Raw genomic sequence first — 25,274 nt, 5'->3', positions numbered from 1 at the left:
CAGCCGGACGAGCCCATTAGAGATTATCCATGGATTGTGGAAGTAGTTCAGCAGTTACGTAGCGTCGCCTTATTGGTTAGCTCCAAACGCTTGGTGTTCTGGATGCCCACTACCAGGTCCAAGCTGGTTTGCTGGCAGGGGAGATCAGCAATGACGTTGCGAAACCAAATGCTGAGAGACGTCGCTACGTTTTCTTGCGATGCGACCCTTCATGGGTGAGGCTTCACCTCTTTTGGCGTTCTCAGCGAATGTTGAAGACTAATTACGGCCACCTAGGTAGCGGTGCGAAAAAACTTGAACTGTAATATTCGAGATCAGAGCCAAAGTATTGGTAACTAACTTCGTAGGGGTCTTCCAAACGCCATCGTTTGGCTGCCTTCGGCAACTAATTAAGTTTGACTCTGAGTCGGCTTTGGAAAGATCCAAATTCGAGGCGACATTTTCATAGTGCCTGCGTAACAGTTAAAGATGCAAGTGCCATGTTCCGTCTAGATTCTAGATATGAGCGCCAGTTTGCCGTTGCCCGTGTTTTCGGTTGTTATCCCTACACTTCAACGCTCCCCAGACCTGCGCACTCTAATTGAGCAATGCGCCGCGAATCCTTTGGTTCTGGAAGTGCTCATCATAAATAACTCAACCGATCCACTGACCAGTGAGTCATCCAAGGTACGGGTTATTCAGCAAGACGAGAACATCTACGTCAATCCTGCGTGGAATCTCGGGGCCGGTGAGGCTCGCGGGCAATACCTGGCAATAATAAATGACGATGTCAGATTCGATGACGAAATATTCGAATACGCTCGAAAGCTTCTTCGTAGGGGGACGTTCGGGATGGTCGGAATCGACGGTTCGATAATCAACAAGGGCGGACCACGAAGAATAACTCACCGCCTGGCAACCTACGAGCACGTTGCCATCGGATTCGGGATGTTCATGGCTTTGCGACGCGAAAACTATGTGACCATTCCCGATGAAATGAAAATCTGGGGTGGAGACGACTACTTATTCCTGTCACAGAAGCGGCCGAATGCCGTAATTCGCGGAACGCGATTTGAGACCGACATTAGCGTGACTAGTAGTTCTCCAGAGTTTCAACTTATGCGCCTAGATGAGTTGGAGAAGACAAACCGTAATTTGGGGCCAATCCATGGTTCGCGATGGTGGCACGCACCCTCATCGTATTTGGCGTCGATCCGTCGGAAACGTGCGCAATTGAAGAATCGGATGGCCAAATCTAAGAGGTTTCGCCTTGAAGAAGGATGACCCTGAACCTTCGATTCCAAGCTCCAAATTCACAGAGTGGGATTCTCGTAGGACAAAATTTGCTCTCAAAGAGAATTTTGTGGTCGCGTGTATTTCACCGCAGGATTCAGGGTTGCATGAAGTAACTATCTCCAACAACTGAACGGTATGAACACAGTTGTCACTTCCACGTTTCATCAAGACGACACGAGGCCGCCAGGATCGGACCATGAACCTGGGCACTGCTCTTGCGGATCGAAACAACGCGCTGAACTTCGTTCGCCTGGTCCTCGCCTCATTAGTAATCGTTGCTCACACGACACCCATCATGGGAATCCCAGATCCGACCGGACATTTGCTGACCGAATTAGGCAATTGGGCAGTTAATGGATTCTTTATAGCTTCCGGCTACCTGATCACCGGTTCGCGACTTCGTTCAAACTGGTGGTCGTATCTTTGGCGCCGGATTTTGCGAATTTTCCCTGCATACTGGGTCGCGTTATTGGTCGTCGCATTTGTGCTTGCCCCGATGGTCGCCGCCTTCACGCCGGACAATCTCGTGGTGAAATCAGCTCTCGGCTTTCCCATAAGAAATGCACTCTTGTGGCAGGTGCAAGATGAAGTTGCGAATACGCTCACGAGTCTCCCAATTCCACATGTGTGGCTCGGAACAGCATGGACCCTCTTCTATGAGTTTGTTGCCTATTTGTTGCTCGGTTCCTTCTTGTCAATTGCGTGGGTGCGACGTAACGGTCTGCTGGCGATGGGTTTCTTGACAGCTGTCTTGGTCGGTTTGACCGTTGCTATGCGCGCTGCAAGCGGGGCATCACCGGATTCGATTGAGAATTTCATTCGCTTGGGTGCGTATTTTGCGGTTGGCTCTGTCGCATTTTTCGGCAAAAACTGGGTGAGAGTGAATTCGACATTGATTCTGATCTCAGCGGTCACAATTGTCTTACTCTGGAACCTTGCTGGTTGGGATAAGGCCGGATGGTTTGCACACATCCCGCTCACCTATTTGGTGCTGGGGTTGGGAGCTAGTTTGCCTATACGTTTGGGAGCCAGTAATGACATTTCCTACGGAATCTATCTTTATGGGTGGCCGTCTCAACAGCTGGTCGTATTACTGCTAGGCACATCCGCGGGGATTTTCGGACATATTGTGATCGCTCTTCTGGTGGCAAGCGTTACCGCTTGTGCTTCCTGGCATCTGGTAGAGAAGCCTTCGCTCAGGTTTTCACGCTTTGTTCGTTAGAAGTCTCCGAGTGATCCGAAAGTACGGATCTGCTGGACGGAATGTCAGCTACCTTCTCTGAGATGACGATTGTTCAAAGACATTTGGACCGACTGTGGGGCTTCGCTGATTCCGCGAGTTCTTTACTGCGCTTCACTGCCGCTGCAGCCAAGAGCATGAGACTTGACGCGGCAGTGTTGAGGACGCAGGCAGCGCGCCCGCTCGGGCTGCAAGGCAAATTTCCTGAGGCCCGTGAACTGTTTGAGGGGCTTAGCGGCGCGAAGGACGACGACGCGGCGCTCGCCGCGAGGCTCAGCCTTGAAGCGTGAAGGATCGAGAATTCTTTGGGAAACTCGTCGCTGTCGTATTTTCAGGATGCAATCAGAAAAGCGGTTATCGCCAGGGAAGACGCCAGGCTCAATCACTCCGAAGAAGGTGAGGAGGAAGCGCTCTTCTTGCAGATAGATGCTCTCCACATGATTGCCATCGTGGACTCTGGCCAGGCTGAAGTAATTACTGCCGAGACCCTCGAAGAATTGGATAACTAGGAATAACGAAAGAGGGGGCACTGGCTTGAGCTGGCGCCCCTCTCAACGAACAAAACGAGGAAGTTCTACTTCCCCAGCACAGCCCCGGTCTTGACGAGCTGCGTCACTGCTTCGATCTCGGGGGAGATGTAGCGGTCCGGACCTGGGCCCTCAACCACGGTGCGGATCACGGATCGGGCCGCGGTGATGGACGGCGAAGACTGAGACTTCGCAACGCCACCGTCACGCATATCCAAGCCACGCGCGGCGGTCAGCAGTTCAATCGCCAGCACGCGCTCGGCGCCGTCAACGGCCTTGCGAAGCTTGAGGCCGGCGGCCCAGCCCATGGACACGTGGTCTTCCTGCATGGCGGAAGAAGGAATAGAGTCCACCGAAGCAGGAACGGCAAGGCGCTTCATCTCGGAGACAATGCCGGCGGCCGTGTACTGAGCGATCATGTGGCCGGAGTCGACGCCTGGATCGTCCGCCAAGAACGGGTTGAGTCCGTGGGAGCGAGCCTTATCCAAGAAGCGGTCGGTGCGGCGCTCGGACATCGAGGCCAAATCGGCAATAGCAATGGCCAAGAAGTCCAAGACGTAGCCTACAGGTGCGCCGTGGAAGTTGCCGTTGGATTCCACGCGGCCATCGGAAGTGACGGCTGGGTTGTCGATCGCGGAGCCAAACTCGGCAACCGCCACAGACTGAGCGTGAGCTAACGTGGAGCGCACGGCGCCGTGAACCTGAGGCGCGCAACGCAAGGAGTAGGCGTCCTGAACGCGGGTGAACGCGTGCTCGCCGCTCTTGACGGACTCAATCAACTTGCTACCAGCCAAGTGCCCAGCGATCGCGGCGGCAGACTCGGCCTGTCCAAACTGCGGACGCAATGCGTGCAGGTCGGCGGCAAAAACGCCGTCCGTGCCCAGCAAGCCTTCAACGCTCATGGCCGCGGCAAGGTCTGCAATGTCGATCAAACGTGCAATGTCCAAGGATGCCATGGCGAGCATCGCGAGCATGCCGTCGGTGCCGTTGATGAGCGCGAGGCCTTCCTTCTCAGCAAGCTGAACAGGCGTGATTCCGGCGGCTGCCAAGGCTTCAGCGGCAGGCATCGAAACACCGGCGGCATCGCGCACTGTTCCCTCGCCCATGACTGCAAGCGCGCAGTGGGAGAGAGGCGCGAGATCGCCGGAGCAACCCAGCGAACCGTATTCGCCCACTACAGGGGTGATGCCGGCGTTCAGGAGCGCCGCATACGTTTCCGCCACCACGGGACGAACGCCGGTGTGACCGGTGACCATGGTGTGCAAACGGTTAAGCATGAGTCCACGAATGACTTCGCGATCCACCTCAGCTCCGCTAGACGCAGCGTGCGAACGAATCAACGACCGCTGCAGTTGAGCACGCATCGGCACAGGAATGTGCATGGTTGCAAGCGCGCCAAAGCCGGTAGAGACGCCGTAATGCGGCTTTTCGTCGTGAATCAGGGAATCGATGACCGCACGAGACTTCTCCATTGCATTCAATGCCTCGGGGGACAGCTCGATCTTGCGATCAAGGCGCGCCACCTCTAACAATTCTTGAGCGGTCAATGGGGAGGGGGAGATGAGCAGCGTTTCCATGATTCTTTCGATTAGCCGTTACTAGCGCGCGGTGGCGCGCTCTTAAGCGCAGCGTAGAGGGGGTGGGGTGTGGGAAGTGAGCGGCGTCGTCGTCCTTCTATTTGAGTACGACGACGCCACGTCGGCTTTAGCTTTCGGCGAGCAGTCCAGCGATGTTCGGCTCATTCGAGATGACACCGAACTCCTTAGCGGCTGCGCCGAGGGTCTTCAACGCGTCCTGGTTGACCTTCTTGTTCCACTTGGACATGACAACCTTCTTTGCGAGCTCAGGCGTGACCTTCGCGTAGTCCTGAATGATCTCGCGGAATGCGGCTTCGTTGGCGTTCGCGTAATCAAAGGACTCGTCGAGGGCAGCGCGGAACTTAGTAATCACGTCAGCCTTATCCGTGAGGGACTGCTGTGAGGTGAAGAAGAATGCGGAGTCGAAGTTCTGGGCCATGTCCGTCATGGGGCTAGCAACAATCTTGCCGCCGGCCTCAAGGATTTGAGTACGGAATGGTTCCGTGGTCCAGGCAGCGTCCACGTCGCCGCGATCAATCGCCGCTGGCATCTGTGGGTAGGGGATCTCTACGAAGCTGAGCTTGGTTGGATCTCCGCCGTCCTTCTTGACGGCGTTGCGGATGGTGATGTCGGCGAAGTTGTTGAGCGCGTTGACCGCGATCTTCTTGCCCACGAGGTCCTTAGGGCTAGCAATGCCCTTGTCCGCCTTAGCGGCAACCTCGGTCACATCGGCGCCAGCCTTATTGGTGGAGCTAGAGCCGTTGTGGACCACCTTGATCGGCAGGCCCTTGTCCTGAGCGATCAGGAGTGAGACCACATTGGAGTAGCCGATCACGTATTCGCCGGTGGTGACAGCGGGCAGAATCGCGGCGCCGCCCTGAGCGATCTGAATATCCAGCTCGAGGCCGTGCTTTGCGAAGATACCCTGCTTCTGGCCCAAGTAGATGGGGGCGACGTCCGTGATGGGCAGGACGCCGAGGGTGATCTTGGTGAGGTTTGCGCTTCCCGAAGCGGAGCTTGCGCTGCTTCCGGGAGCCGATGGTGAGCCCTGGCCGCATGCAGCCAACGCCACGGCGCTGACAGCGGACAGACTAATTGCACCGAACGCGCGGCGGGTAAATGCTTGAGAGTTGTTCTGCATGGTGGGTCCTATCCAAAGCTCCAAGAGAGAGTTTCACAGCATAAAATGTGTGTGTCACTAAATGACACCCTATCTAGTGGCCCCACGTCAAGATTTTTTTGAAAAATTCTTGCCATAGAGTGAAATCCATGTTTTATTAGATGCAATATCAACACTCGCAATATCACTGGATGGGAGCCACCATGGGGGAAGAAAAGCCAGACGCGACCACCCGCGCCGCGGATCGCGTGTTGGACCTCCTGAAAGTGGTTTGCGAATCGGTTGAGGGCATCCGCTTAGCGGACGCTGCGAAAGCCACCGACTTGTCTGCATCGACGGCACTTCGTCTCTTGCGCACTCTGGAAGCCAAGGGGTTTGTGATGCGTCGCGAAGACAAGGGTGAATATCGTCCCGGTTTCCGCATGGTGCAACTAGGTGTTTCGGCACTAAGCCACGATGCCCTGGTGGAAACATGCCGGCCCATGATGCGAGCTGTCGTGGCCGCAACGGGGGAGTCCTGCTACCTCTCCGTGCGCGCCGATTCCGAGCATGGCCTGTATGTGGCCATCGAGGAAGGCACTCAATCCGTGCGGCACATCAACTGGGTGGGACGTCGCTTCCCCCTGCAGGGGTCCGCATCCGGACGGGTGCTTCAAAACAAAGTTGCTGCCGGTGACTTTGTGATGGAAGCGGACATGGTGGAAGCCGATGTCACCGCTATAGCCGCTCCCGTCACCATCGGCGACACCGTGGTGGCTTCGCTGTCGATCGTGGCACCGAGCTACCGCACTGCCGAAAAAACGGCCCGTCAGTACGGCGAAGTACTTGCCGGCGCCACCCAAAAACTCTCTATCAACGCCTCTTGAAATTCTTCGTGAAAATTTTTGTGGAAAGGAACCACCATGGCACGTCACCAGTCATTCACGCAGCATGACCCTTCCCGTACCATCCGTGCAGCTCGCGGCACCGAACTCTCCGCGAAGTCGTGGCAGACCGAAGCCCCTTTGCGCATGCTCATGAACAACCTTGATCCCGAGGTTGCCGAACGTCCAGAAGACCTCGTGGTTTACGGCGGCACGGGACGTGCTGCTCGTTCGTGGGAATCCTTCGACGCCATTGTGGAGTCTTTGAAGGACCTCGAAGCTGACGAGACCCTCTTGGTTCAGTCCGGAAAGCCCGTTGGCATCTTCCGCACCAACGAGTGGGCTCCACGCGTGTTGATCGCCAACTCCAACTTGGTGGGCGACTGGGCAAACTGGGAAGAATTCCGCAAGCTCGAAGCCGAAGAGCTCATGATGTACGGCCAGATGACGGCCGGATCCTGGATCTACATTGGTACCCAGGGCATCTTGCAGGGTACCTACGAAACCTTCGCCGCAATTGCTGACAAGCGCTACGGCGGAACCCTCGCCGGCACCTTGACCCTCACCGGTGGTTGCGGTGGCATGGGTGGCGCTCAGCCGCTCGCCGTGACCTTGAACGGTGGCGCTGTGCTGATCGTTGACGTGTCCGAAGAGCGCCTCCGCCGCCGCTTGGGCAAGCGTTACTTAGACGATGTTGAACTTGATCTCGATACCGCAATTGCCAAGGTCACCAAGGCCAAGGAAGAGAAGCGCGCGCTGTCCGTGGGCTACGTCGGCAACGCTGCCGAGGTCTTCCCAGAGCTTTTGCGCCGCCAGCAGGCCGGCGAGATCGCCATCGACATCGTGACGGACCAGACCTCCGCGCACGACCCACTGTCCTACCTCCCGGTTGAATTCACCATTGACCAGTGGGACGCAGAAGCTAAGTCTGATCCCATCGGCTTCACGAAGAAGGCTCAGGCCGCCATGGCTCGCCACGTTGAAGCAATGGTGGGCTTCCAGGAAATCGGCGCCGAGGTCTTTGATTACGGCAACTCCATTCGCGACGAAGCACGCAAGGGTGGCTTCGAGAACGCCTTCGCCTTCCCAGGCTTCGTTCCTGCCTACATCCGTCCGCTCTTCTGCGAAGGGCTTGGCCCATTCCGCTGGGTAGCACTTTCTGGCGATCCAGAAGACATCAAGGTCACGGACCAGGCCATCAAGGAGCTCTTCCCAGAGAACGAGCACTTGCACCGCTGGATCGATGCAGCCGAAGAATTCGTGGAGTTCGAGGGCTTGCCAGCACGTATTTGCTGGTTGGGCTACGGCGAACGCCACAAGGCTGGCCTCTTGTTCAACCAGCTCGTCGCTGAAGGCAAGGTCAAGGCTCCAATCGTTATTGGTCGCGACCACTTGGACTCCGGTTCCGTGGCATCTCCTTACCGTGAGACCGAAGCCATGAAGGACGGCTCAGACGCTATCGCCGACTGGCCACTCTTGAACGCCCTGACCGCTGCATCCTCTGGCGCAACCTGGGTTTCCATCCACCACGGTGGTGGCGTGGGCATCGGCCGTTCCATCCACGCCGGCCAGGTCTCCGTGGCTGATGGCACCGAGCTCGCCGCTGCGAAGCTCCGTGCGTTGCTCACGAATGACCCAGGCATGGGCGTCATCCGCCACGTCGACGCCGGCTATGACCGTGCCGTCGACGTTGCTAACGAGCGCGGCGTCAAGGTTCCGATGATCAACAACCGCGTTCAGTAGTCACCCGCTACAAAAAAGCACACCCAATTAGTCACCACAGCGAAGGACCACTCGGGCAATGACTTCAACCGTCGTGCGGCTCATGCAAGATCTGGAGAACATCGGCCGTGACCCCATTCGAGGGGGTTACTCACGACCGGGATTCGGTGAGCATGAGCTCACGATGCTCGAGTGGTTCGTCGCTCAAGCGAAGGCCCGCGGGCTGGACGTGGAGCGCGACCAGAACGGCATCACCTGGGCGTGGTGGGATTTACCCGCCGAGCAGACTGCCGAGCGAACTGCTGATCAAACCTCAGCACGTGAACACGCCATCGCTACGGGATCGCATCTCGATTCGGTCCCGGGTGGCGGCGCCTTCGATGGCCCGCTGGGAGTCGCCTCAACCCTCGCAAGCCTCGACCAACTGCAAGAGCGTGAAGCTAGGGGCGAGCTGCGTCGTCGTAAGCCATTGGTGCTGGCAGTGTTCCCGGAAGAGGAAGGCTCACGCTTCGGCGTGGCTTGCCTCGGCTCGCGGCTCATTACGGGCGCCATCACGCCCGAGCGTGCGCTGTCCCTGACGGACCGCGAAGGCAACTCGTTCGCAGACGCCGCGCGTGCCACCGGCTTGAACCCGGACCTCATGGGTGCGGACCGCGCCCGTTTGGCCGGTCTCGATGCTTTCGTGGAACTCCATGTGGAGCAAGGCAAGTTCTTGGGCAACAATCCCTTGGGCCCTGCCGTGGCGGTTGCCAGCTCCATCTTGGGACACGGCCGCTGGCGTTTCAGCTTCTTTGGCCAAGGAAACCACGCGGGAACCACGCTCATGGTGGACCGTCGTGACCCCATGGTTGCAGCGGCGGCCTTCGTCCTGGCCGTTCGCGAAACCGTGGCCGCGCAGGCTGACGCGCGCGGAACTGTTGGCCGGCTCGAACCGGTCCCTGGCGGCACGAACGTGGTGGCCTCGCGCGTGGATGTGTGGCTCGACGTTCGCCACCCTGAAGACACCGTGACGGCGGCCTTGGTGCAGAGCATTTATGACCGCGCGGTGGCCGCCGCCGGTGCCGAAGGCTGCACCATGGACATGGTGGAAGAGTCCATGTCCGGGACCGTGCACTTCGACGACTCGTTGTCTCGTTCTCTTGTGACGTCGTTGTCAGCCACCACGTCTGGCGTGGAGATGTTGCCGTCAGGTGCCGGCCACGACGCCGGGATTTTGGCAGCGCACTTGCCATCAGCCATGATTTTTACGAGGAACCCTAGCGGGATTTCTCATGCGCCCGAAGAACACGTAGAAGATGCCGATGCGCAAGCCGGCGTGAACGCGTTGACGGACGCGTTGGCTGCGTTATTGAGTGAGGAGGCAGCACAATGAACGCACAAACGAATTCACGCTTGATCCGTATTCCGGGCATGATCAACGCGCACTCGCACGCGTTCCACCGCGTGTTGCGCGGCCGGACGCATGAGCGCTCCGCGGCGTCCGTCTCCCACGGAACTGATAATTTCTGGACGTGGCGCGAGCAAATGTACGCGGCGGCGTCGTACTTAAGCCCTCAAGCCTATGAGCAGCTCGCCACCGCCGTGTTCGCCGAAATGGTGACGTGCGGCTGGACCGCCGTGGGCGAATTCCACTACGTGCACCGCGGGCTCAACGAGCCTGGCGGCACGGGTCTGAGCGACCCGCTCGCGATGGAAGAAGCGATCATTCGCGCGGCCTACGCGGCCGGAATCCGCATGACGCTCCTCGATACGTGCTACCTCCAGGGCGGATTGTCCGCGACCGGCAAGGCGATTCCGCTCAACGAAGTGCAGACTCGCTTCTCTGACGGCACCGCGGATTCTTGGCTACGACGACGCAGCCAGTTGCGTGAGCGCGTTTACCAACTGAACGCCGAACTGGCGCCTTCAGGGGGTGCGCCGCTCGTGACGCTCGGTGCGGCCGTGCACTCCGTGCGAGCTGTCCCACGCAAGGAACTTGAACGCATCGGCGCCGAGCTGGAGCCTGGCGCGGTTCTGCACGCCCATGTGTCCGAGCAGCCGGCCGAAAACGAGGCATGCCTCGCGGCGTACGGCATGACGCCGGTGGAGCTGTTGTCCTCGGCGGGCTTGTTGTCGCCGACTTTTAGTGCCGTGCACGCGACGCATCTGACCGAGCATGACATTGAACTGCTGGGTGCCTCTCAGTCCATTGTGGTCATGTGCCCAACCACCGAGGCGGACCTCGCTGACGGCATTGGCCCGGCTCGGGAGCTCGCAGACGCTGGTGCGGTGATTGCTTTGGGCACGGATCAGCACGCCTCGATTGACCCGTACTTGGAGATGCGCGGACTGGAATATGGCGAACGTTTGGCCACGGGTCAGCGCGGGCGTTTCCAGCCGGCCGAACTTATGGAGGCCGCCGTTGCTGGCGGCGCGAAGAGTTTGGGCATGCCTTCTTATGGCTTGAACCCCGTAACCGGCGACTACGTTTTGGTGGATACCGAATCCATCAGGACTTTTGGTTCGCGTGACGACCAGTTGCCGCTGACCGCTACCTCCGCGGACGTGCACAAGGTGGTCATCAACGATCAATTGGTCGCTACGAACGGCGTCCACGCCACCCTCGGTAGCGTGGACGAACTGTACTGCGCGTTCATGACTGACAACCCGGAGTTTCAATGAGCATTCTCTTTACCAACATCGCCGAACTTCGAACCATTGACGCCGAAGACACCGTGCTGCGTGACGCAGCGCTGGTGGTAGAAGGCGAGCGCATCGCGTGGATTGGCCGTGCCTCTGAGGCGCCAGCTGCTGACACTCTCGTGGACGTCGGTGGGCGTGCGGTCTTGCCTGGCTGGGTGGATTCGCACTCGCACTTGGTATTTGCGGGCGACCGTTCTGCCGAGTTTGAAGCGCGCATGGCGGGTCAGAAGTACGCGGCCGGCGGCATTCGCGTGACCACGGATGCCACGCATGCCGTGGGCGACTACGACCTCACGCGTTTGCTGTTGGGTCGGCGTGCCGAAGCCGCAGCTGGCGGAACCACCTCTCTGGAAACAAAGACCGGCTACGGCCTGGACGTAGAGGAAGAAGCACGTCACGCGCGATTGGCCTCGACCATCGCCGACACCGTCACGTTCCTGGGCGCCCACGTTGTTCCCGCCGGAACCGACGCGGATGAGTACACGCGATTGGTGACTGGACCCATGTTGGACGCGGTGCGACCATACGTGGAGTGGATCGATGTCTTCTGCGAGACCGGCGCGTTCAATGCCGAACAGTCGCGGGCCGTTTTGGAAGCGGGCAAGGCAGCGGGTCTTGGATTGCGCGTTCACGGCAATCAGCTGGGCGAAGGCCCTGGAACGCAGCTTGCTGTGGAGCTCGGCGCTGCGAGCGTGGATCACGTGAACCATCTCTCCGCCGCTGATGTTCGTGCGCTCGCAGATTCCTGGAGCAGCTTCTCGTTGACGGACCCGTCCTCACCTCGAGGCACGGTGGCCACGTGCTTGCCAGCATGCGATCTCTCTACGCGCGAGCCACTCGCTCCAGCGCGTGAGTTGCTGGATGCCGGCGTAGTGGTAGCTATCGCGAGCAACTGCAACCCGGGCTCGAGCTTTACGTCCTCGGTCACGTATTGCGTGACCACTGCGGTGCTTCAAATGAAGCTGACGGTGGCGGAAGCTCTGCGGGCGGCGACGCACTCAGGTGCCATTGCCTTGGGAATTGAGCAGGAAACCGGCTCGCTCGAAGTGGGGAAGTACGCGGACCTGCACATTCTTAATGCACCATCAGCCGTCCACATCGCGTACCGCCCCGGCATGCCGCTGACCCACCAAACGTGGAAGCGCGGCCAGCTGGTTCACGGCGCAAGGTGAATGATCGCTAGTGTGAGACGGTCGACGGCGACCGCCTGACCCTAGTTTTTTAGTCAACGTTTTTTAATCGACGTTAGTTTCCGGAAACTCGCACGACCACGTTCGCCTGGGCGAATCCTTCATCCAACAACTGCTGCGAAACCTCGGGTGAAACCCCTGCCACGAGGTCAGCTAAAACCTTGACGCGCTGTGCATATGGACGTTTCTCGGCAGCCAAATCTGTAGCGGTGGCGCGGACGCAATGGTCGGTCGCGATGCCCACCACGTCCACCTCAGTGATGCCTTCATTCTCCAAGAGTTCCGCCAACGTGGCGTCGCCCTCGTCAGTGGCACCCGCGGGGGTGGCGTGCGCGGCTGAATAGCCGTCGTCGTACTGGCCTTTGTGAAAATGAAGGACGGGCACGTGAAGTGCGGCCAGCGCTTCCGCTAAGGGAGTAACGAGCGCAGCGCCGGGCGTGCCCGCGACGCAGTGGACGGGCCACGTGCTGAAATGCTCGCCGGGGTCAATGTGCCAGTCTTGGCTGGTTGCGATCAGCGCGTACTCATCCGGGTGCAGCCGCAGAAAATCAACGATTCCAGCGGCCACCCGGTTGCCGCCAGCAACGCCCAACGCGCCGCCCTCGACGAAGTCATTTTGGACATCAACAATCACTAGTGCCTTGGTGGTCTTCATGACGCCATCCTGCCACCTCTCAGCTTGAGAGTCAGGAGACGTGATAGTAAAGAGTTATGGCAACAGTAGATTTCCGCGGCACGCCCGCAAACACCATTGGCGACCTCCCATCCGTTGGACAGGAAGCGCCCTCTTTCGCGCTGACCGGAGCCGACCTCGGCACCATCACCTCTGAAGACCTCCGCGGCAAGCGCGTAGTGCTCAACATCTTCCCGTCGGTCGACACCGGCGTTTGCGCCGCCTCGGTGCGCAAGTTCAACGAGGTCGCCGCTGGCCTCGAGAACACCACCGTGGTCACTGTGTCCGAAGACCTTCCGTTTGCTTTGGGCCGCTTCTGCGGTGCCGAGGGCATCGAGAACGTCGTAGCGACTTCCTCGTTCCGCTCTTCGTTCGGTGAAGACTTTGGTGTGACCCTCGTTGACTCCGCGATGGAAGGCCTCTTGTCCCGCTCCGTCGTAGTGCTCGACGAAGACGGCAAGGTCATCCACAGCGAATTGGTTCCGCAGATTTCCTCTGAACCTGATTACGACGCCGCTCTCGCAGCTCTGAACTAAGCCCTGCGTTGCGCTTGACTCACCCCATGCAGCCACGTTCTTCGATCATGGATGTGTGGGGTTTGTCGTCTTCTACTGGAGCTTCTGCTGGATTTATTCGGCGTGTTCTCTGGTTTGAAATCTTCATAGTCCTGGCGTTGTCCCTGGGAAAGTCCGGCATTTATGCTCTGGTGAATCTCTTGGATAAGGCAACGCGGGCGCCGCTGGGATCGCAGACCACGTCGCTGAATAACTCGCTGAATTCGCGCGAGTATTTTGATCTGACGTATCAGCTGCTGGACATCTTCTTCACACTGGCGCCGGTGGCTCTGGTGCTGTTCTTGTTGTATGTGTCTTTGCGAGTGTCGCCATTCAAGTTATTGGGCTTCGACTTTGCCCGCATTGGCCGCGATGCCCTGTGGGGGTTCTTGCTGTTTCTGGCCATGGGGCTGGGGACCCTGGCCGTGTATGCAGCCGGGCGTGCACTTGGACTGACCACCACGATTGTGCCCTCGGCTCTGGACTCCTATTGGTGGACCGTGCCGGTGCTGCTGCTGTCCGCGCTTCGGCACGGCATTTTGGAAGAAGTTGTGGTGGTGGGCTGGTTCTTTGACCGGCTTCACCGATTGTCTTTCAGCCCGATGTGGGTGGTGCTGATTAGTGCTGTGGTCCGCGGGTCCTACCACCTGTATCAAGGCGTGGGTCCGTTCATCGGCAACTTCGCGATGGGCCTGATCTTCGGTGCGTTCTATCTGAAGTACCGCCGAGTCATGCCGCTCGTCTATGCTCACTTCTTGCTTGACGCCGTTGGTTTCGTGGGGTTTGCGCTGCTCGGGCCGATGATCGGAATCGGATCCTAGCTTTCGGATTCTCTGGAATTCGCTGCGTCGACGCACACACTTTAACGTCAACCTAGGCCACGTGAGGCCTCGCCGAACTTCAGCAACGGTCACTTTGACGTCGATTTAGGCCAAGCGAGTCCTTGCTGACACGCAGTCACAGGCCCTTTGACGTCAATTTCAGCCAAGTGCATCCACGATTCCCCGCCATTACGGCGACATTGACGTCAAAATGCACCAGGTTGCGGGGAGATTCATCTCAGTCACCCCTCATTGACGTCGATCGAGTCCTGCAAATTCGCCTTCATTTGGTACTTATCGACGTCAAAGTTTGGGGGAGCGTCCAACCGGCAGGTTTCGTCAGCTTTGGGGCCGTATCAGCAACCTGGATCTGTGGATAACTCAGGCTTGCCACAATTAGTCAGCAAAGATCGAGGTGTGAGCCAAAGACTTCAATTGCCAGCGCAGCTACAAGCTGGCCCGTTTTTCAGCACAGACTTGCCTGAAATTGGAATGTCCAGACGGCAACTGCGATCCAAATCCATCAAGCGCGCAAAGATGAATGGACTGTATTTTGCGGCGGAAACAAAGTTCGATGAGATGGATGTTCTGCGAGCGGTCTGTAGGAAGTACCCGCGGGCCTGGGTGAGTTATTACTCTGCAGCGCGAGTTCATGGGCTCTGGATCCCGAGGGAGTTGCCGCAAGACCAAATACACGTGTCTGTCGAGTATCCGCATTCACGTATCCGCCGTGCCGGTCTTGTGTCTCATGAGTCCCGAGTCAGTCGCAATCTCATTGACCTTGGGCCTCTGCGGATAACCAGCCCGGCCAGAACTGTGATGGACTTAGCTTGTTTCCTATCAACTGATGACCTGACAGCGCTCATTGACCAACTCATCCGCCTGCCGCGACTCGCTTTTGAAGGTATTGAGCGTCCACTCATGACGCTGGCTGAGTGGAACTCGGAACTTGACACTTTTCACGGAACTGGAAAGAAGAAGCTGGTTGTCGCTACGAAGCAGGCGCGCATCGGTTCGGACTCACGTGCCGAGTCATTGCTTCGATTGGAGATTATTCGCTCAGGGCTGCCGGAACCTGAGCTCCAGCTGACCTTTGGTCACATTGGGATACCTGGTTTCAGCGCGGACATGGGCTACAAGAAGCTCCGAATTGCCGTTCACTATGACGGCCGAGATCACCGCAACGCTGCACAACACCATGGTGATAACAGTCGGGACTACTACTTGGAAAAGGCGGGATGGCGAAACCTTCGGTGCAGCGCCGTGGATTTCAACGAGGGCTTCAAAACCTTCTGCCAACGACTGCGACTGGTTATTGAAGAACGTCGGACCGAATTGATGGTAGCGGCCTAAGGTCAAATGCAGCCATTGAGCGTGGCGCCCTAAATCCACCTGCACCCAATGAGCGTGGCACCCAAAATCCACCTGCACACATTGAAGGCACATCGCTCGCCTGCTTGATTCATTCGTCTAAGACGACACCTGGTTATCTATTCGTTAGTGCTCGAGCCCTACCCAAAAAGCTTTGACGTCATTTTGGTCCACGTGGAACTAAAAATTGACGTCGATTGGTGCCAGCAAACATTCATGGAGCTGGCAGCAATCGACGTCAAAGTGAAACGAAGAAGGCGGCATTGATCAGAGCGCGCGTTTCGTGAACCGTTTGTCCGGACCTCGGGAAGCGGAACACGAAAGCGGCCGAACGCTAGAAACTAGATTGTGACTTTGCCCTTGGGGGTCTCAAATTCGACGGACAAGATGCCTGGAGCGCCGGACGGTGCAACAAAGTCCATGGAGACGTCTTCAACAACGTCATCAGCTGGTGAATCGAGCCAATCGCGAACGCGAGCGGCCGAGCCTGCAATGGTGATGCGGTCAATGCTGCCAGTCGGCTCAAGTGCCTGGGAAGGGTGCAGATCCTCCATGTTGTCGTCCCAACGCAAGAGGTAAGGAACCTGCGGATCGGCGATGACATCGTTGATGCCAATCTGGCGCCACAAGAGTTCGCGGCCATCAGGGAAACGACGGTTTCCTGGAACGGATCCACGTCCAAGACGCTCCTCGAAGGGTGCCAGATCTTCGGCGTAAACAGCCCAGCTCATCCAGCCGCCGCCCATTTCGGAGCGGGCTCGAACGGCTTGACCGAAAGGTGCCTTGAGTGAGGAAGGATGATCCAGAACCTCAACGACTTCAAGGTATTGGCGGTTTTTGAGCGGGAAAATCACGTTGCGCGTACCAAAGCGTGGGTGAACACCGCCCTTGACGAATTCGAGACCCAAAGCCTCAGAAATCCGGTTCGCTGTTTTCTCTAGTCCGTCTGGTCCACATGCGTAGGAAACGTGATCAAGCCTCATTGCTCCATCTTGGCACTTTGGCAATTCAGGTTCGAATTAGGGTGTCCTAAGTTACATTCGATGCTCTATTTATGTAGGGGAGTCCTCAATCTTGTAGCCGTGGGTGTAGGAAGGCTGGCTGTCCGCAACTAGTGCCTAGCCCGGAATGCGCAGTAGTGCATCACTTCAGGAAGGCGCACCAGGTCGTCACCTCAGGAAGAAGCCCCATCAGAGATCAGGAAGCGCAGGGTCTCAACGTCGAAACGTTGACAAGTATGAAGCCAAGAAGATGCTGGCTTGAAAAGACCGACCACACCAGAGAAAATGAACTAGGTCATGAGTGCCAGCAGATAGCCCCGGCTTGCTGGCCGGCAACCCTCCAACCGCGGTGGGGTGCCCCGGGTGAAGACCAGGTCCTGTACGAAGTGTGCAGGGCAAGCGCGGTGTTGCCTTTATTTGGCGCACCCTCAAAATATTGAGGAGATGAACATGTCCCAGCAATGGAACTTCGAAACGCTTCAGATTCACGCAGGTCAGACGCCAGATCCCAGCACGGGTGCACGGGCACTTCCTATCTACTTGACCACGTCGTTCGAATTCCCAAGCGCCTCCACAGCTGCAGCACGTTTCGCTCTGCAGGACCTCGGACCGATCTACACGCGCATCGGCAACCCCACTCAGGACGTTGTTGAGCAACGCATTGCCGCACTTGAAGGCGGTGTCGGCGCACTTCTTCTGTCTTCCGGTCAGGCCGCAACGACTTACTCGATCTTGAACTTGGCCGAAGTTGGCGACCACATTGTTGCCAGCCCATCGCTCTACGGCGGAACCCAGAACCTATTCAAGCACTCCCTCAAGAAGCTCGGCATCGAGGTCAGCTTCGTTGAGAACCCAGATGACATTGAGTCCTGGAAGGCCGCGGTCAAGCCAAACACCAAAGCATTCTTCGCAGAATCCGTGTCCAACCCACGCCAGGACGTCCTGGACATTCGCAAGGTCGCGGACGTCGCCCATGAGGCGGGCGTCCCGCTGATCGTGGACAACACTCTGGCCACCCCATACTTGATCCGCCCGATTACGCACGGCGCAGACATCGTGGTGCACAGTGCCACCAAGTACCTCGGTGGCCATGGCACGGTCATCGGCGGCGTCATTGTCGACTCCGGTAACTTCGATTTCGCCAAGGATCCAGAGAAGTTCCCTGGCTTCAACACCCCGGATGAGTCATACAATGGTCTGACGTTCGCGAAGGACCTTGGCGTCAACGGCATCCTCGGCGCGAACCTTGCCTACATCCTGAAGGCCCGCGTCCAGTTGCTTCGCGACCTCGGCTCCTCGATCAGCCCATTCAACGCCTTCCTCATCGAGCAGGGTCTGGAAACGCTGAGCCTCCGCATGGAGCGCCACGTCGCCAACGCCCAGAGGGTTGCAGAATTCCTCGAAGGCCACGATCAGGTCGAGAGCGTCCAGTTCGTGGGCCTCAAGTCCAGCCCTTGGTACGAACTTGGCCAGCACTACGCGCCACACGGTTCCGGCGCCATCGTTGCCTTCAATATCAAGGGTGGCAAGGACGCAGGCCAGCTCTTCGTCGACTCTCTCGAGCTTCACTCGCACGTTGCCAACCTCGGTGACGTCCGCTCGCTCGTGGTTCACCCAGCATCCACCACGCACGCCCAGCTCACTGAAGCTGAGCAATTGAAAGCCGGCGTCACGCCAGGTCTGGTGCGTCTCGCGGTGGGCATCGAGAACATCACGGACATCATCAACGACCTCAAGCAGGGCTTCCAGAAGGTTCTTGCGGGACGCGATCAGGGCATCGACGCCGAGCCGGTCGCTGCAGGGGAGCGCGCGTGACCTTGACTGTCCGAGAGCTAGATTCGCAGCAGCGTCCCGTCCCTGACGGTCACGTGCAATTCGCTGACGTTGGCGAGTATACGTTCGAGACCGGCGGATACCTCCCGAGCGTCACGCTGGCCTTCGAAACTTGGGGCACGTTGAATCAAGACGCCTCAAACGCGGTGCTGCTACTACACGCCCTGACCGGAGACACGCACGTCGCGAAGGGTGAGTCCAACGAGCCTGGCTGGTGGGATCAGCTCGTTGGTCCTGGCGGAATCGTGGACACCAACAAGTACTTTGTGGTGGCCCCGAACATGATCGGCTCTTGCTACGGCTCCACCGGCCCGGCGTCGATCGCGCCGGATGGTCGCCCGTGGGGTAGCCGTTTCCCATTCACGACCATTCGCGATTCTGTGAACCTCGAACTGCGTCTCGCCGACGATCTTGGCATCAAAAAATTCCATGCCGTGGTCGGCGGTTCAATGGGCGGCGCTCGAGCACTTGAGTGGGCCGTCACGGCACCTGAGCGGGTAGCGCACTGCGTCGTCGTAGCGGCCTGCGCGCAATCCTCAGCCGAGCAAATTGCGTTCGCGCAAGCTCAGACCGCGGCGATTCGTTTGGACCCGAATTACCGTTCCGGAGATTATTACGACGCCGCCAGCTCACCTGCCGCAGGCCTCGGCATTGCCCGGAGAATTGCGCACGTGACGTACCGTTCGGAGCCTGAGCTGGAGACGCGGTTCAGCCGCGCGAACCAGGGTGAAGAGAATCCATTTGGCGGAGCGTCCATCTCGCACCAGCGCGGTCGTTATGCAGTGGAAAGCTACCTTGATCACCAAGCAGACAAGCTCGTAGACCGGTTCGACGCGAACTCTTACGTGGTGCTGACCGAGGCTCTCATGAGCCACGATGTTGGCCGTTCGCGTGGGGGAGTAGACGCTGCACTCGCAAGCGCGGCGGACGTGAAGTTCTTGGTGGCCGCGGTGAATTCGGACCGCTTGTACTGGCCGGCGCAGTCGGAAGAGATCGTCAAACGAGTAGATCAAGGTGACGGCGTCTATACGATTGACTCGCCGATCGGGCATGATGGGTTTTTGACCGATATTCACCAACTCGGGCCGGTGCTGAATGAACACGTTTTTACGGCGCGCGGGGATCAGGAACGCAGCTAGCTCAACACACACGGCTAGCGGTTCACACACACTGATTCATCGCGCGCGATGGAGTGCGCTTGGGGTCGCACTCGCCATCGCCCTCAGCGGGTGTTCCACCGACTCTAGTGCTGTACGCATTGGACCGGGCTCGGCGGGTGGATCTCAAGTGGGGTCGTCAGTGGGAGCCACGTCTGGCGCTTCGGTCTCGGCTGGTTCAACCTCAGCCGATTCAACCTCCGCCGGTTCAACCTCAGCCGATTCAACCTCCGCCGGTTCATCTGCGAGCACTTCAACCACGGATACGTCGAGTGCGGGCGCGAGAGCGTCAAGCTCAGATACCGCGACGAATGAGTCGCGCTCCATTGTGGTGACCCATGGAGGTGCGGTGCTGACGACGGTTCAGTTGAAACCAGTCACCGCGGAACCTGGCGATGAGATTGATGTCGCTAAAAACGTCGGCGGACTCATCGATGTCAGCCTGAAACAGAACCCCATGTTGGTGTTCGGTCATGCGGCTGGAACTGACGAAGGCGGTGAGTTCTCGAAAGAAGACTTCAGCCAGATCTTCAAGCTTGTCCCGGGCGACACCATCACGTACTTCGAGGGCACCAAGCAGCGCGTCTTTACGGTCACCACCAGCGAGGCGATGACCGGCGCGGATATCTTGACGGTCCCGGAAGTCACCAACAATCTCAACGAAGTGTGGTCACAAGTGGGCGCTGCGGCGCCATATCTTCGACTAGTCACGATCGAAGACAAAGCCATGACGAACTCTGCTGACTACAAGGGTCACTGGGTTGTCACCGCTTCTTCAACGGGCGGTTAACTTCTCAAAGGCCAAGACTTCACCACCGGGCGGGTTCCTGTGACTTTGGGGAACCCACCCGTCGTGGAAGCCTACAATTCGCGCAGGATACGCGCGCGAGCGTCGTCGTATTCCGTGGAAGTAATCTTTTGAGAGGTACGTAAGGCTTCGAGTTCATCGAGGCGTTCCTGCGAGGTTTTCGGTGCTGACGCGCGTAAGTTCTGGCCGAACTGCCCCACGATGTCCGTTTGCATGGTCATGGGGTCATAGCCTTGGCGGCGGGCGGTAGCGCTATTGCGGACGATCGAGACCACAATAAAAACTGCGGCGAGCACGAACAAGATGATGAAGATTCCGGTCAGAATCGGGAACCAGAAGGCCATTTGGCCGTACATTCCATCTTGGTTAAACATGTGCTTTGCTCCTTAAATCGGAGTCTGCCGCCCGGGATTTCCGGCCGGAGTCTAAGAACGCCTGGCCTTAGAGGTCCGCGATCTCGTGGCCTGGAGGCATGGCGCCGCCAAAGACCGGGCTTGCCGAGGGTCGCTTGGCCGTAAGGCCATCACCACTGGACTGGTGTCGAATACGGCGGACAACCCACGGAACCAAATGCGTGCGTGCCCACACTAAGTCCTCGCTTCGCGCGGTACGCCAACTCTTCACAACTGCAGGCTTCGGCTCAAACGGCTTGAGAGTGTGCTCCACGCCGAGCGAGTCTAAGACCATCGCGGCGATGGTGTGGTGACCCACGGGGGAAAAGTGCAAGCGATCATCCGCCCACATTTCGGGGCGCTGCAGCTCTCGGAGCGCCCACATGTCAGCCGTCACGGCGTCGTGACGCTGAGCTACCGCGCGCAAATTCTCGTTATAGATAGCAACGCGACCACGAACGGATCCCAGAACGGGAGTGTTTCCAATGTCGGGACCGGTGAAAATCACAATGGTGGCGCCAGACGTTCCCAAGATGCGGATCATGGTGTCAAAGCGTTCGGCGAGGGCATCTGGATCGGCGCCTCGGCGCAGGGAATCGTTGCCGCCTGCGCAGACAGTAATAAGGTCTGGCTTGAGTTCCAGGGCCGGAGCCACTTGCTCATCCATGATCTGTTGCAAGAGTCGGCCGCGAATTGCCAGGTTTGCGTAGGAGAAATCCTCGACGTCTTGGCTGAGCTCTTCTGCCACACGGTCCGCCCAGCCGCGGTTTCCGCCTACCGAATTCTCGTCTGGATCGCCGATGCCTTCCGTGAAGGAATCTCCGATCGCCACATATCGGCGCCAAGGGTGTTCGTTGACAGGAATTTCTACAGCTTCACTCACATCTCCATACTCCCAGTTCACCGCCGGAAATCAAGACACTCGCCGAAGTCAGGTTGGCATTCTGTGCGGGAAGTGCGTGAGAATGGGCACGAAACGTAACGCGAGATCTCCAGGCCACGGGAAGAATGGTTGAATATTCAACATGTTTGAAAACACTCAGTCCGCATCCAACGAACTAGTTGTCCAGTGGTCCAAGCCAGAATCTGAACGTGAAGGCACGCCGCTGTTGGTGATGTTCCACGGATTCGGCTCTAACGAGGCTGATCTCATCAGCTTGGCGCCGCGCTTGCCGCAAGAGTTCACGATCGCCTCCTTGCGCGCGCCGATGCGCGAAGGCATGGGCTACAAGTGGTTCCACCTCATGAACTCTTTGGACTACTCGTTCGACGAGGTCAAGGCTTCTGTGGAATTGGTGTTGACCTGGCTCGACGAGGTCAAGAAGAACCACACCAAGGTGGTGCTCTTCGGCTTCTCGATGGGCATGGCGATGGCTACTTCCTTGCAGCGCCGCCGTCCAAACGAATACGACGCAGTGATCGGGTGCTCCGGTTTCGCGATCGACGCGGCTGGCGATCCCTTCTTTGACGACGACGCCGTAGCCGCCCGCAAGCCAGCCATGTTCTGGGGCCGGGACCAGCAGGATCCTGTGATTACTCATGACAAAATCGAATTCACCAACACGTGGGCGCGCAGCCACGTTGATCTGACCAAGATCAACTACTCCAACATGATGCACTCCATCTCCGCACAGGAGATCGCGCACATCAACGAGTACTTACGCGTGAAAGTACTCGCTGCCTAGTCGAGAACCTTTGTGAGGCTAGGTCTCAGACTTAGAGTGAAGCCTCAGACACAACGCGAACCGCGTGGCCGTCGATTTCCACCACATCACCGTGGCGAACCTGACGGCCGCGGCGCGTATCTACCTCTCCGTTAACTGTCACCATGCCGTGCTCCACGAACTCTTTGGCTTGGTGGCCGTCCTCTGCGAGGTTCGCGAGTTTCAGCAATTGACCAAGGCGAATGGATTCGTCACGGATAGAAATGTCATCAGGGTGAGAGGAGCTCATGTCTAAGAGTTTAGAAACAAAGCGCCGAGTTACCCAGTTTTCAACTCCGGTGGGCTTGATCGCTGCTGTTTTCGCGGGAATGTTTGCCCCAGCTCAAGGCCGCGTGAACGGAGCGCTCTCCACCGCTCTGGGCGACGGTATGCCCGCCGCGCTCATCAGCTTCGTCACTGGTCTGGTAGCCGTTTCACTCGTGCTGGTCCTGACTCGAAGCGGCCGGGAGTCCATGCGCGAACTTCCCACGATGATTCGCGAGAAGACGTTCCCGTGGTGGTACATGCTCGCGGGTTTGATCGGCGCGTACTACGTCTTGGCTCAAACCATCACCGTGCCGATCGTCGGCGTTGCACTTTTCACGGTGGCCAACATTGCTGGCCGTACTGTCTCTGGGCTGCTCACCGACTCCACCGGTTTCGCTGGGGGAGACAAACGGCGAATCACTTTCCTTCAAGTCTTGGGTTCCGTTTTGGCGATCATCGGCGTGATCTGGGCGGTGTGGCCCAGCCTGATTTCCCACGGCGCCAGCACCGAATGGCTCTTGCCGATTCTTTTCCCTATCTCCGCAGGGTTCTTCTTTGCTTTCCAACAAGCGATGAATGGCACCCAAACCAAGTACTACGGAACCCCTATCCCAGCCACATTCTTCAATTTCGCCTCCGGCACTGTGGCGCTCGGCGTCGTCGTACTTATTAGCACCCTCGTTGAACCGGTGCCAGGGCACTTCCCAAGTGAATGGTGGATGTACACCGGCGGCCTGTTAGGCGCCGTCTTCATTGCCGCCAGTGCGGTGTTGGTGCGCTACATGGGAACGCTCCTGACTGGTTTGGGATTCTTGGCGGGGCAATTGTTGGGAAGTATCGCGCTGGATCTGCTGGTCCCGGTGGAGGGCTCAAGCGTCACTTTCTATACGATTTCGGGGACATTTCTCACATTGGTCGCCGTGATCGTTGCGAGTTTGCCCTCGAAAGATCGCGCGACGAGACAGAAACGCTAGTCTTAATGCGGCGCCGCATTGGCGCTGGTCTGTGTTCACGAGGATCAACCTCCGCGAAGAACCGGCCACATCATCCGCTAAACGGACCGCATCCAGCGGCCGCGTTACCCATGGGAGCGAATTTACATGGCACCTCAGTCCACCCTTGACCTAGTTATCTCGCTGGCAAAGCGCCGCGGATTCGTGTTCCAGGCTGGTGAGATCTACGGTGGTTCGCGTTCCGCGTGGGATTACGGTCCGCTTGGTACCGAGCTCAAAGAGAACATCAAGCGCGAATGGTGGCAGACCTTCGTGCGCGGACGCGAAGACATGGTTGGCCTTGATTCCTCGGTCATCCTTCCAAAGGCTGTCTGGGAAGCATCCGGACACGTCGCCACCTTCACGGATCCTCTTGTCGAGTGCACCAGCTGCCACAAACGCCACCGCCAGGATCACCTCATGGAGGCCTTCGAGGCGAAGAAGAAGCGCGCTGCCACCGGCATGGAAGAAATCGTATGCCCGGACTGTGGCACGCGCGGCGAATGGACCGAACCACAGCTCTTCTCCGGTCTCATGAAGACCTTCTTGGGCCCCGTGGACAACGAGTCCGGCCTTCATTACATGCGCCCCGAAACCGCTCAGGGCATCTTCGTGAACTTCAACAACGTGCTCACGGTGTCCCGCAAGAAGCCACCCTTCGGCATCGGCCAGATCGGTAAGGCGTTTCGTAACGAGATCACGCCAGGTAACTTCATCTTCCGTACGCGCGAGTTCGAGCAGATGGAAATCGAGTACTTCACCGCTCCTGCCGACGCAGACGAATACTTCAAGAGCTGGGTCGAGGACTGCTGGAACTGGTTCCTTGATTTGGGCATCAAAGAAGAGAACATGCGCCGCTTCGACGTCCCTGAGGACGAGCGTGCGCACTACTCCGCTGGCACCATCGACTTTGAGTACCGCTTCGGCTTCACCGGTTCCGAGTGGGGCGAGCTCATGGGCGTCGCGAACCGCACGGACTTTGACCTCTCGAGCCACTCGAAGGCTTCCGGCACGGACCTTGCGTTCTTCGACCAGACCACGGGCGAGCGCTACACGCCGTACGTTATCGAGCCGTCCTTCGGCCTGACCCGTTCCATGATGGCGTTCCTCGTGGACGCTTACACCGAGGATGAGGCTCCAAACGCTAAGGGTGGCGTGGACAAGCGCACCGTCTTGAAGTTGGACCCACGCTTGGCTCCCGTGAAGGCTGCGGTCTTGCCGTTGTCCCGTAACGAGAATTTGTCGCCGAAGGCTAAGGATTTGGCGGCACAGTTGCGTAAGTTGTGGAACGTAGATTACGACGACGCTGGCGCGATCGGCCGACGTTACCGCCGTCAGGATGAGATTGGCACGCCATTCTGCATCACCGTTGACTTCGACACCTTGGATGATCAGGCTGTGACGATTCGCGAGCGCGACACCATGTCTCAGGAGCGCGTCGCTTTGGATCAGGTCCAGTCTTACCTGGCCGCAAGACTGGTAGGTGGCGCTAAGTAGGTGACGATG

25 protein-coding genes and 1 riboswitch are annotated in these 25,274 nt (G+C 58.2%); of the genes, 16 read left to right on the top strand and 9 right to left on the bottom strand.

Features of this window, described 5'->3' with window-relative positions:
- Positions 1-501: 501 nt before the first annotated feature.
- Entirely contained in the window at positions 502-1,263 is a 762-nt protein-coding gene (locus BKA12_RS06290; protein ID WP_183641560.1) for a glycosyltransferase family 2 protein, read from the top strand.
- A 208-nt stretch (positions 1,264-1,471) separates the two neighbouring features.
- Positions 1,472-2,497, top strand: a complete 1,026-nt coding sequence (locus BKA12_RS06285) for an acyltransferase family protein (RefSeq protein ID WP_183641558.1) — start codon at positions 1,472-1,474, stop codon at positions 2,495-2,497.
- A 122-nt stretch (positions 2,498-2,619) separates the two neighbouring features.
- On the opposite strand, the gene BKA12_RS06280 is transcribed toward BKA12_RS06285, so the two are convergent.
- The 3 genes from BKA12_RS06280 to BKA12_RS06270 form a co-directional block, all read right to left on the bottom strand.
- Positions 2,620-2,952, bottom strand: a complete 333-nt coding sequence (locus tag BKA12_RS06280; protein WP_183641556.1) for a hypothetical protein — start codon at positions 2,950-2,952, stop codon at positions 2,620-2,622.
- Between the two features lie 137 nt (positions 2,953-3,089).
- On the bottom strand, positions 3,090-4,619 hold the full coding sequence (hutH, locus tag BKA12_RS06275; protein ID WP_183641555.1) for a histidine ammonia-lyase: 1,530 nt from the start codon (positions 4,617-4,619) through the stop codon (positions 3,090-3,092).
- 127 nt (positions 4,620-4,746) lie between these two features.
- A complete protein-coding gene (locus BKA12_RS06270) occupies positions 4,747-5,760 on the bottom strand; it encodes an ABC transporter substrate-binding protein (RefSeq protein ID WP_183641554.1) in 1,014 nt (337 codons plus the stop codon).
- 182 nt (positions 5,761-5,942) lie between these two features.
- Here BKA12_RS06270 and BKA12_RS06265 point away from each other — a divergent pair, with 182 nt between their 5' ends.
- From BKA12_RS06265 to hutI, 5 genes are read left to right on the top strand one after another with little or no spacing between them, the layout of a single operon-like run.
- Entirely contained in the window at positions 5,943-6,605 is a 663-nt protein-coding gene (locus BKA12_RS06265; protein ID WP_183641553.1) for an IclR family transcriptional regulator, read from the top strand.
- 36 nt (positions 6,606-6,641) lie between these two features.
- Complete coding sequence (gene hutU / locus BKA12_RS06260; protein WP_183641552.1) at positions 6,642-8,345, top strand: urocanate hydratase; 1,704 nt, start codon at positions 6,642-6,644, stop codon at positions 8,343-8,345.
- A 58-nt stretch (positions 8,346-8,403) separates the two neighbouring features.
- Positions 8,404-9,696, top strand: a complete 1,293-nt coding sequence (locus tag BKA12_RS06255; protein WP_183641551.1) for an allantoate amidohydrolase — start codon at positions 8,404-8,406, stop codon at positions 9,694-9,696.
- The gene (locus tag BKA12_RS06250; RefSeq protein WP_183641550.1) at positions 9,693-10,985 is read left to right on the top strand and encodes a formimidoylglutamate deiminase; all 1,293 of its coding nucleotides are present in this window, start codon (positions 9,693-9,695) and stop codon (positions 10,983-10,985) included. The genes BKA12_RS06255 and BKA12_RS06250 overlap by 4 nt, the downstream gene beginning before the upstream one ends.
- Positions 10,982-12,178, top strand: coding sequence for an imidazolonepropionase (gene hutI / locus BKA12_RS06245; protein WP_183641548.1), 1,197 nt, complete (start codon positions 10,982-10,984; stop codon positions 12,176-12,178). The genes BKA12_RS06250 and hutI overlap by 4 nt, the downstream gene beginning before the upstream one ends.
- A gap of 73 nt (positions 12,179-12,251) precedes the next feature.
- On the opposite strand, the gene BKA12_RS06240 is transcribed toward hutI, so the two are convergent.
- Positions 12,252-12,851: an isochorismatase family protein gene (locus BKA12_RS06240; RefSeq protein WP_183641546.1), complete on the bottom strand. Its 600-nt coding sequence runs from the start codon at positions 12,849-12,851 to the stop codon at positions 12,252-12,254.
- A 56-nt stretch (positions 12,852-12,907) separates the two neighbouring features.
- Between BKA12_RS06240 and tpx the strand changes: the two genes are divergently transcribed.
- From tpx to BKA12_RS06225, 3 genes are all read left to right on the top strand, one after another.
- Entirely contained in the window at positions 12,908-13,405 is a 498-nt protein-coding gene (gene tpx / locus BKA12_RS06235) for a thiol peroxidase (RefSeq protein WP_183641544.1), read from the top strand.
- A gap of 47 nt (positions 13,406-13,452) precedes the next feature.
- Positions 13,453-14,244 (top strand): CPBP family intramembrane glutamic endopeptidase, encoded by a 792-nt coding sequence (locus BKA12_RS06230; RefSeq protein ID WP_183644666.1) that lies wholly within the window; start codon positions 13,453-13,455, stop codon positions 14,242-14,244.
- A gap of 372 nt (positions 14,245-14,616) precedes the next feature.
- A complete protein-coding gene (locus BKA12_RS06225; RefSeq protein WP_183641542.1) occupies positions 14,617-15,597 on the top strand; it encodes a hypothetical protein in 981 nt (326 codons plus the stop codon).
- Positions 15,598-15,956: 359 nt separating this feature from the next.
- On the opposite strand, the gene BKA12_RS06220 is transcribed toward BKA12_RS06225, so the two are convergent.
- Positions 15,957-16,598: a VOC family protein gene (locus tag BKA12_RS06220; protein WP_183641539.1), complete on the bottom strand. Its 642-nt coding sequence runs from the start codon at positions 16,596-16,598 to the stop codon at positions 15,957-15,959.
- Between the two features lie 311 nt (positions 16,599-16,909).
- A riboswitch (SAM riboswitch) is annotated at positions 16,910-17,024 on the top strand.
- A gap of 36 nt (positions 17,025-17,060) precedes the next feature.
- On the opposite strand from BKA12_RS06220, the gene BKA12_RS06215 reads away from it, so the two are divergent.
- Entirely contained in the window at positions 17,061-18,431 is a 1,371-nt protein-coding gene (locus tag BKA12_RS06215; protein ID WP_183641537.1) for a bifunctional o-acetylhomoserine/o-acetylserine sulfhydrylase, read from the top strand.
- Positions 18,428-19,588 carry a homoserine O-acetyltransferase MetX gene (gene metX / locus BKA12_RS06210; RefSeq protein WP_338087446.1) on the top strand — a complete coding sequence of 387 codons (1,161 nt, stop codon included), beginning with the start codon at positions 18,428-18,430 and terminating at the stop codon, positions 19,586-19,588. Before BKA12_RS06215 ends, metX begins: the two co-directional genes overlap by 4 nt.
- A gap of 144 nt (positions 19,589-19,732) precedes the next feature.
- Here the strand turns inward: metX and BKA12_RS06205 are convergent, their stop codons facing one another.
- Positions 19,733-19,933 carry a hypothetical protein gene (locus BKA12_RS06205; protein ID WP_183641535.1) on the bottom strand — a complete coding sequence of 67 codons (201 nt, stop codon included), beginning with the start codon at positions 19,931-19,933 and terminating at the stop codon, positions 19,733-19,735.
- 22 nt (positions 19,934-19,955) lie between these two features.
- Here BKA12_RS06205 and BKA12_RS06200 point away from each other — a divergent pair, with 22 nt between their 5' ends.
- Complete coding sequence (locus tag BKA12_RS06200; RefSeq protein ID WP_183641533.1) at positions 19,956-20,396, top strand: hypothetical protein; 441 nt, start codon at positions 19,956-19,958, stop codon at positions 20,394-20,396.
- 71 nt (positions 20,397-20,467) lie between these two features.
- On the opposite strand, the gene BKA12_RS06195 is transcribed toward BKA12_RS06200, so the two are convergent.
- Together BKA12_RS06195 and BKA12_RS06190 are read right to left on the bottom strand one after the other, a co-directional pair.
- The gene (locus BKA12_RS06195) at positions 20,468-20,788 is read right to left on the bottom strand and encodes a hypothetical protein (protein WP_183641531.1); all 321 of its coding nucleotides are present in this window, start codon (positions 20,786-20,788) and stop codon (positions 20,468-20,470) included.
- 67 nt (positions 20,789-20,855) lie between these two features.
- A complete protein-coding gene (locus BKA12_RS06190) occupies positions 20,856-21,689 on the bottom strand; it encodes a GDSL-type esterase/lipase family protein (RefSeq protein WP_183641530.1) in 834 nt (277 codons plus the stop codon).
- Positions 21,690-21,831: 142 nt separating this feature from the next.
- Between BKA12_RS06190 and BKA12_RS06185 the strand changes: the two genes are divergently transcribed.
- Positions 21,832-22,491, top strand: coding sequence for an alpha/beta hydrolase (locus BKA12_RS06185; RefSeq protein WP_183641528.1), 660 nt, complete (start codon positions 21,832-21,834; stop codon positions 22,489-22,491).
- A 31-nt stretch (positions 22,492-22,522) separates the two neighbouring features.
- Here BKA12_RS06185 and BKA12_RS06180 read toward each other — a convergent pair whose 3' ends face one another.
- Positions 22,523-22,759, bottom strand: coding sequence for an RNA-binding S4 domain-containing protein (locus tag BKA12_RS06180; protein WP_183641526.1), 237 nt, complete (start codon positions 22,757-22,759; stop codon positions 22,523-22,525).
- Between BKA12_RS06180 and BKA12_RS06175 the strand changes: the two genes are divergently transcribed.
- A complete protein-coding gene (locus tag BKA12_RS06175; RefSeq protein WP_183641524.1) occupies positions 22,758-23,750 on the top strand; it encodes a DMT family transporter in 993 nt (330 codons plus the stop codon). The genes BKA12_RS06180 and BKA12_RS06175 overlap by 2 nt on opposite strands.
- 126 nt (positions 23,751-23,876) lie before the next feature.
- Positions 23,877-25,265: a glycine--tRNA ligase gene (locus tag BKA12_RS06170; protein ID WP_183641522.1), complete on the top strand. Its 1,389-nt coding sequence runs from the start codon at positions 23,877-23,879 to the stop codon at positions 25,263-25,265.
- Positions 25,266-25,274: the final 9 nt, after the last annotated feature.

Source organism: Neomicrococcus lactis (genome assembly GCF_014200305.1).
In the GTDB taxonomy this organism is placed as follows: Bacteria; Actinomycetota; Actinomycetes; order Actinomycetales; family Micrococcaceae; genus Neomicrococcus; species Neomicrococcus lactis.
Note: the sequence above shows the minus strand (reverse complement) of the source record. Positions and strands in the feature narration are given on the sequence as shown.

Bases quoted from the DNA above. Each gene is read 5' to 3' on its own strand.
- BKA12_RS06290 (WP_183641560.1), top strand. From the start codon at position 502: ATGAGCGCCAGTTTGCCGTTGCCCGTGTTTTCGGTTGTTATCCCTACA.
- BKA12_RS06285 (WP_183641558.1), top strand. From the start codon at position 1,472: ATGAACCTGGGCACTGCTCTTGCGGATCGAAACAACGCGCTGAACTTC.
- hutH (WP_183641555.1), bottom strand. From the start codon at position 4,619: ATGGAAACGCTGCTCATCTCCCCCTCCCCATTGACCGCTCAAGAATTG.
- BKA12_RS06270 (WP_183641554.1), bottom strand. From the start codon at position 5,760: ATGCAGAACAACTCTCAAGCATTTACCCGCCGCGCGTTCGGTGCAATT.
- BKA12_RS06265 (WP_183641553.1), top strand. From the start codon at position 5,943: ATGGGGGAAGAAAAGCCAGACGCGACCACCCGCGCCGCGGATCGCGTG.
- hutU (WP_183641552.1), top strand. From the start codon at position 6,642: ATGGCACGTCACCAGTCATTCACGCAGCATGACCCTTCCCGTACCATC.
- BKA12_RS06255 (WP_183641551.1), top strand. From the start codon at position 8,404: ATGACTTCAACCGTCGTGCGGCTCATGCAAGATCTGGAGAACATCGGC.
- BKA12_RS06250 (WP_183641550.1), top strand. From the start codon at position 9,693: ATGAACGCACAAACGAATTCACGCTTGATCCGTATTCCGGGCATGATC.
- hutI (WP_183641548.1), top strand. From the start codon at position 10,982: ATGAGCATTCTCTTTACCAACATCGCCGAACTTCGAACCATTGACGCC.
- BKA12_RS06240 (WP_183641546.1), bottom strand. From the start codon at position 12,851: ATGAAGACCACCAAGGCACTAGTGATTGTTGATGTCCAAAATGACTTC.
- tpx (WP_183641544.1), top strand. From the start codon at position 12,908: ATGGCAACAGTAGATTTCCGCGGCACGCCCGCAAACACCATTGGCGAC.
- BKA12_RS06230 (WP_183644666.1), top strand. From the start codon at position 13,453: ATGGATGTGTGGGGTTTGTCGTCTTCTACTGGAGCTTCTGCTGGATTT.
- BKA12_RS06220 (WP_183641539.1), bottom strand. From the start codon at position 16,598: ATGAGGCTTGATCACGTTTCCTACGCATGTGGACCAGACGGACTAGAG.
- BKA12_RS06215 (WP_183641537.1), top strand. From the start codon at position 17,061: ATGAACATGTCCCAGCAATGGAACTTCGAAACGCTTCAGATTCACGCA.
- BKA12_RS06205 (WP_183641535.1), bottom strand. From the start codon at position 19,933: ATGGAGCGCGACTCATTCGTCGCGGTATCTGAGCTTGACGCTCTCGCG.
- BKA12_RS06195 (WP_183641531.1), bottom strand. From the start codon at position 20,788: ATGTTTAACCAAGATGGAATGTACGGCCAAATGGCCTTCTGGTTCCCG.
- BKA12_RS06185 (WP_183641528.1), top strand. From the start codon at position 21,832: ATGTTTGAAAACACTCAGTCCGCATCCAACGAACTAGTTGTCCAGTGG.
- BKA12_RS06175 (WP_183641524.1), top strand. From the start codon at position 22,758: ATGTCTAAGAGTTTAGAAACAAAGCGCCGAGTTACCCAGTTTTCAACT.
- BKA12_RS06180 (WP_183641526.1), bottom strand. From the start codon at position 22,759: ATGAGCTCCTCTCACCCTGATGACATTTCTATCCGTGACGAATCCATT.
- BKA12_RS06170 (WP_183641522.1), top strand. From the start codon at position 23,877: ATGGCACCTCAGTCCACCCTTGACCTAGTTATCTCGCTGGCAAAGCGC.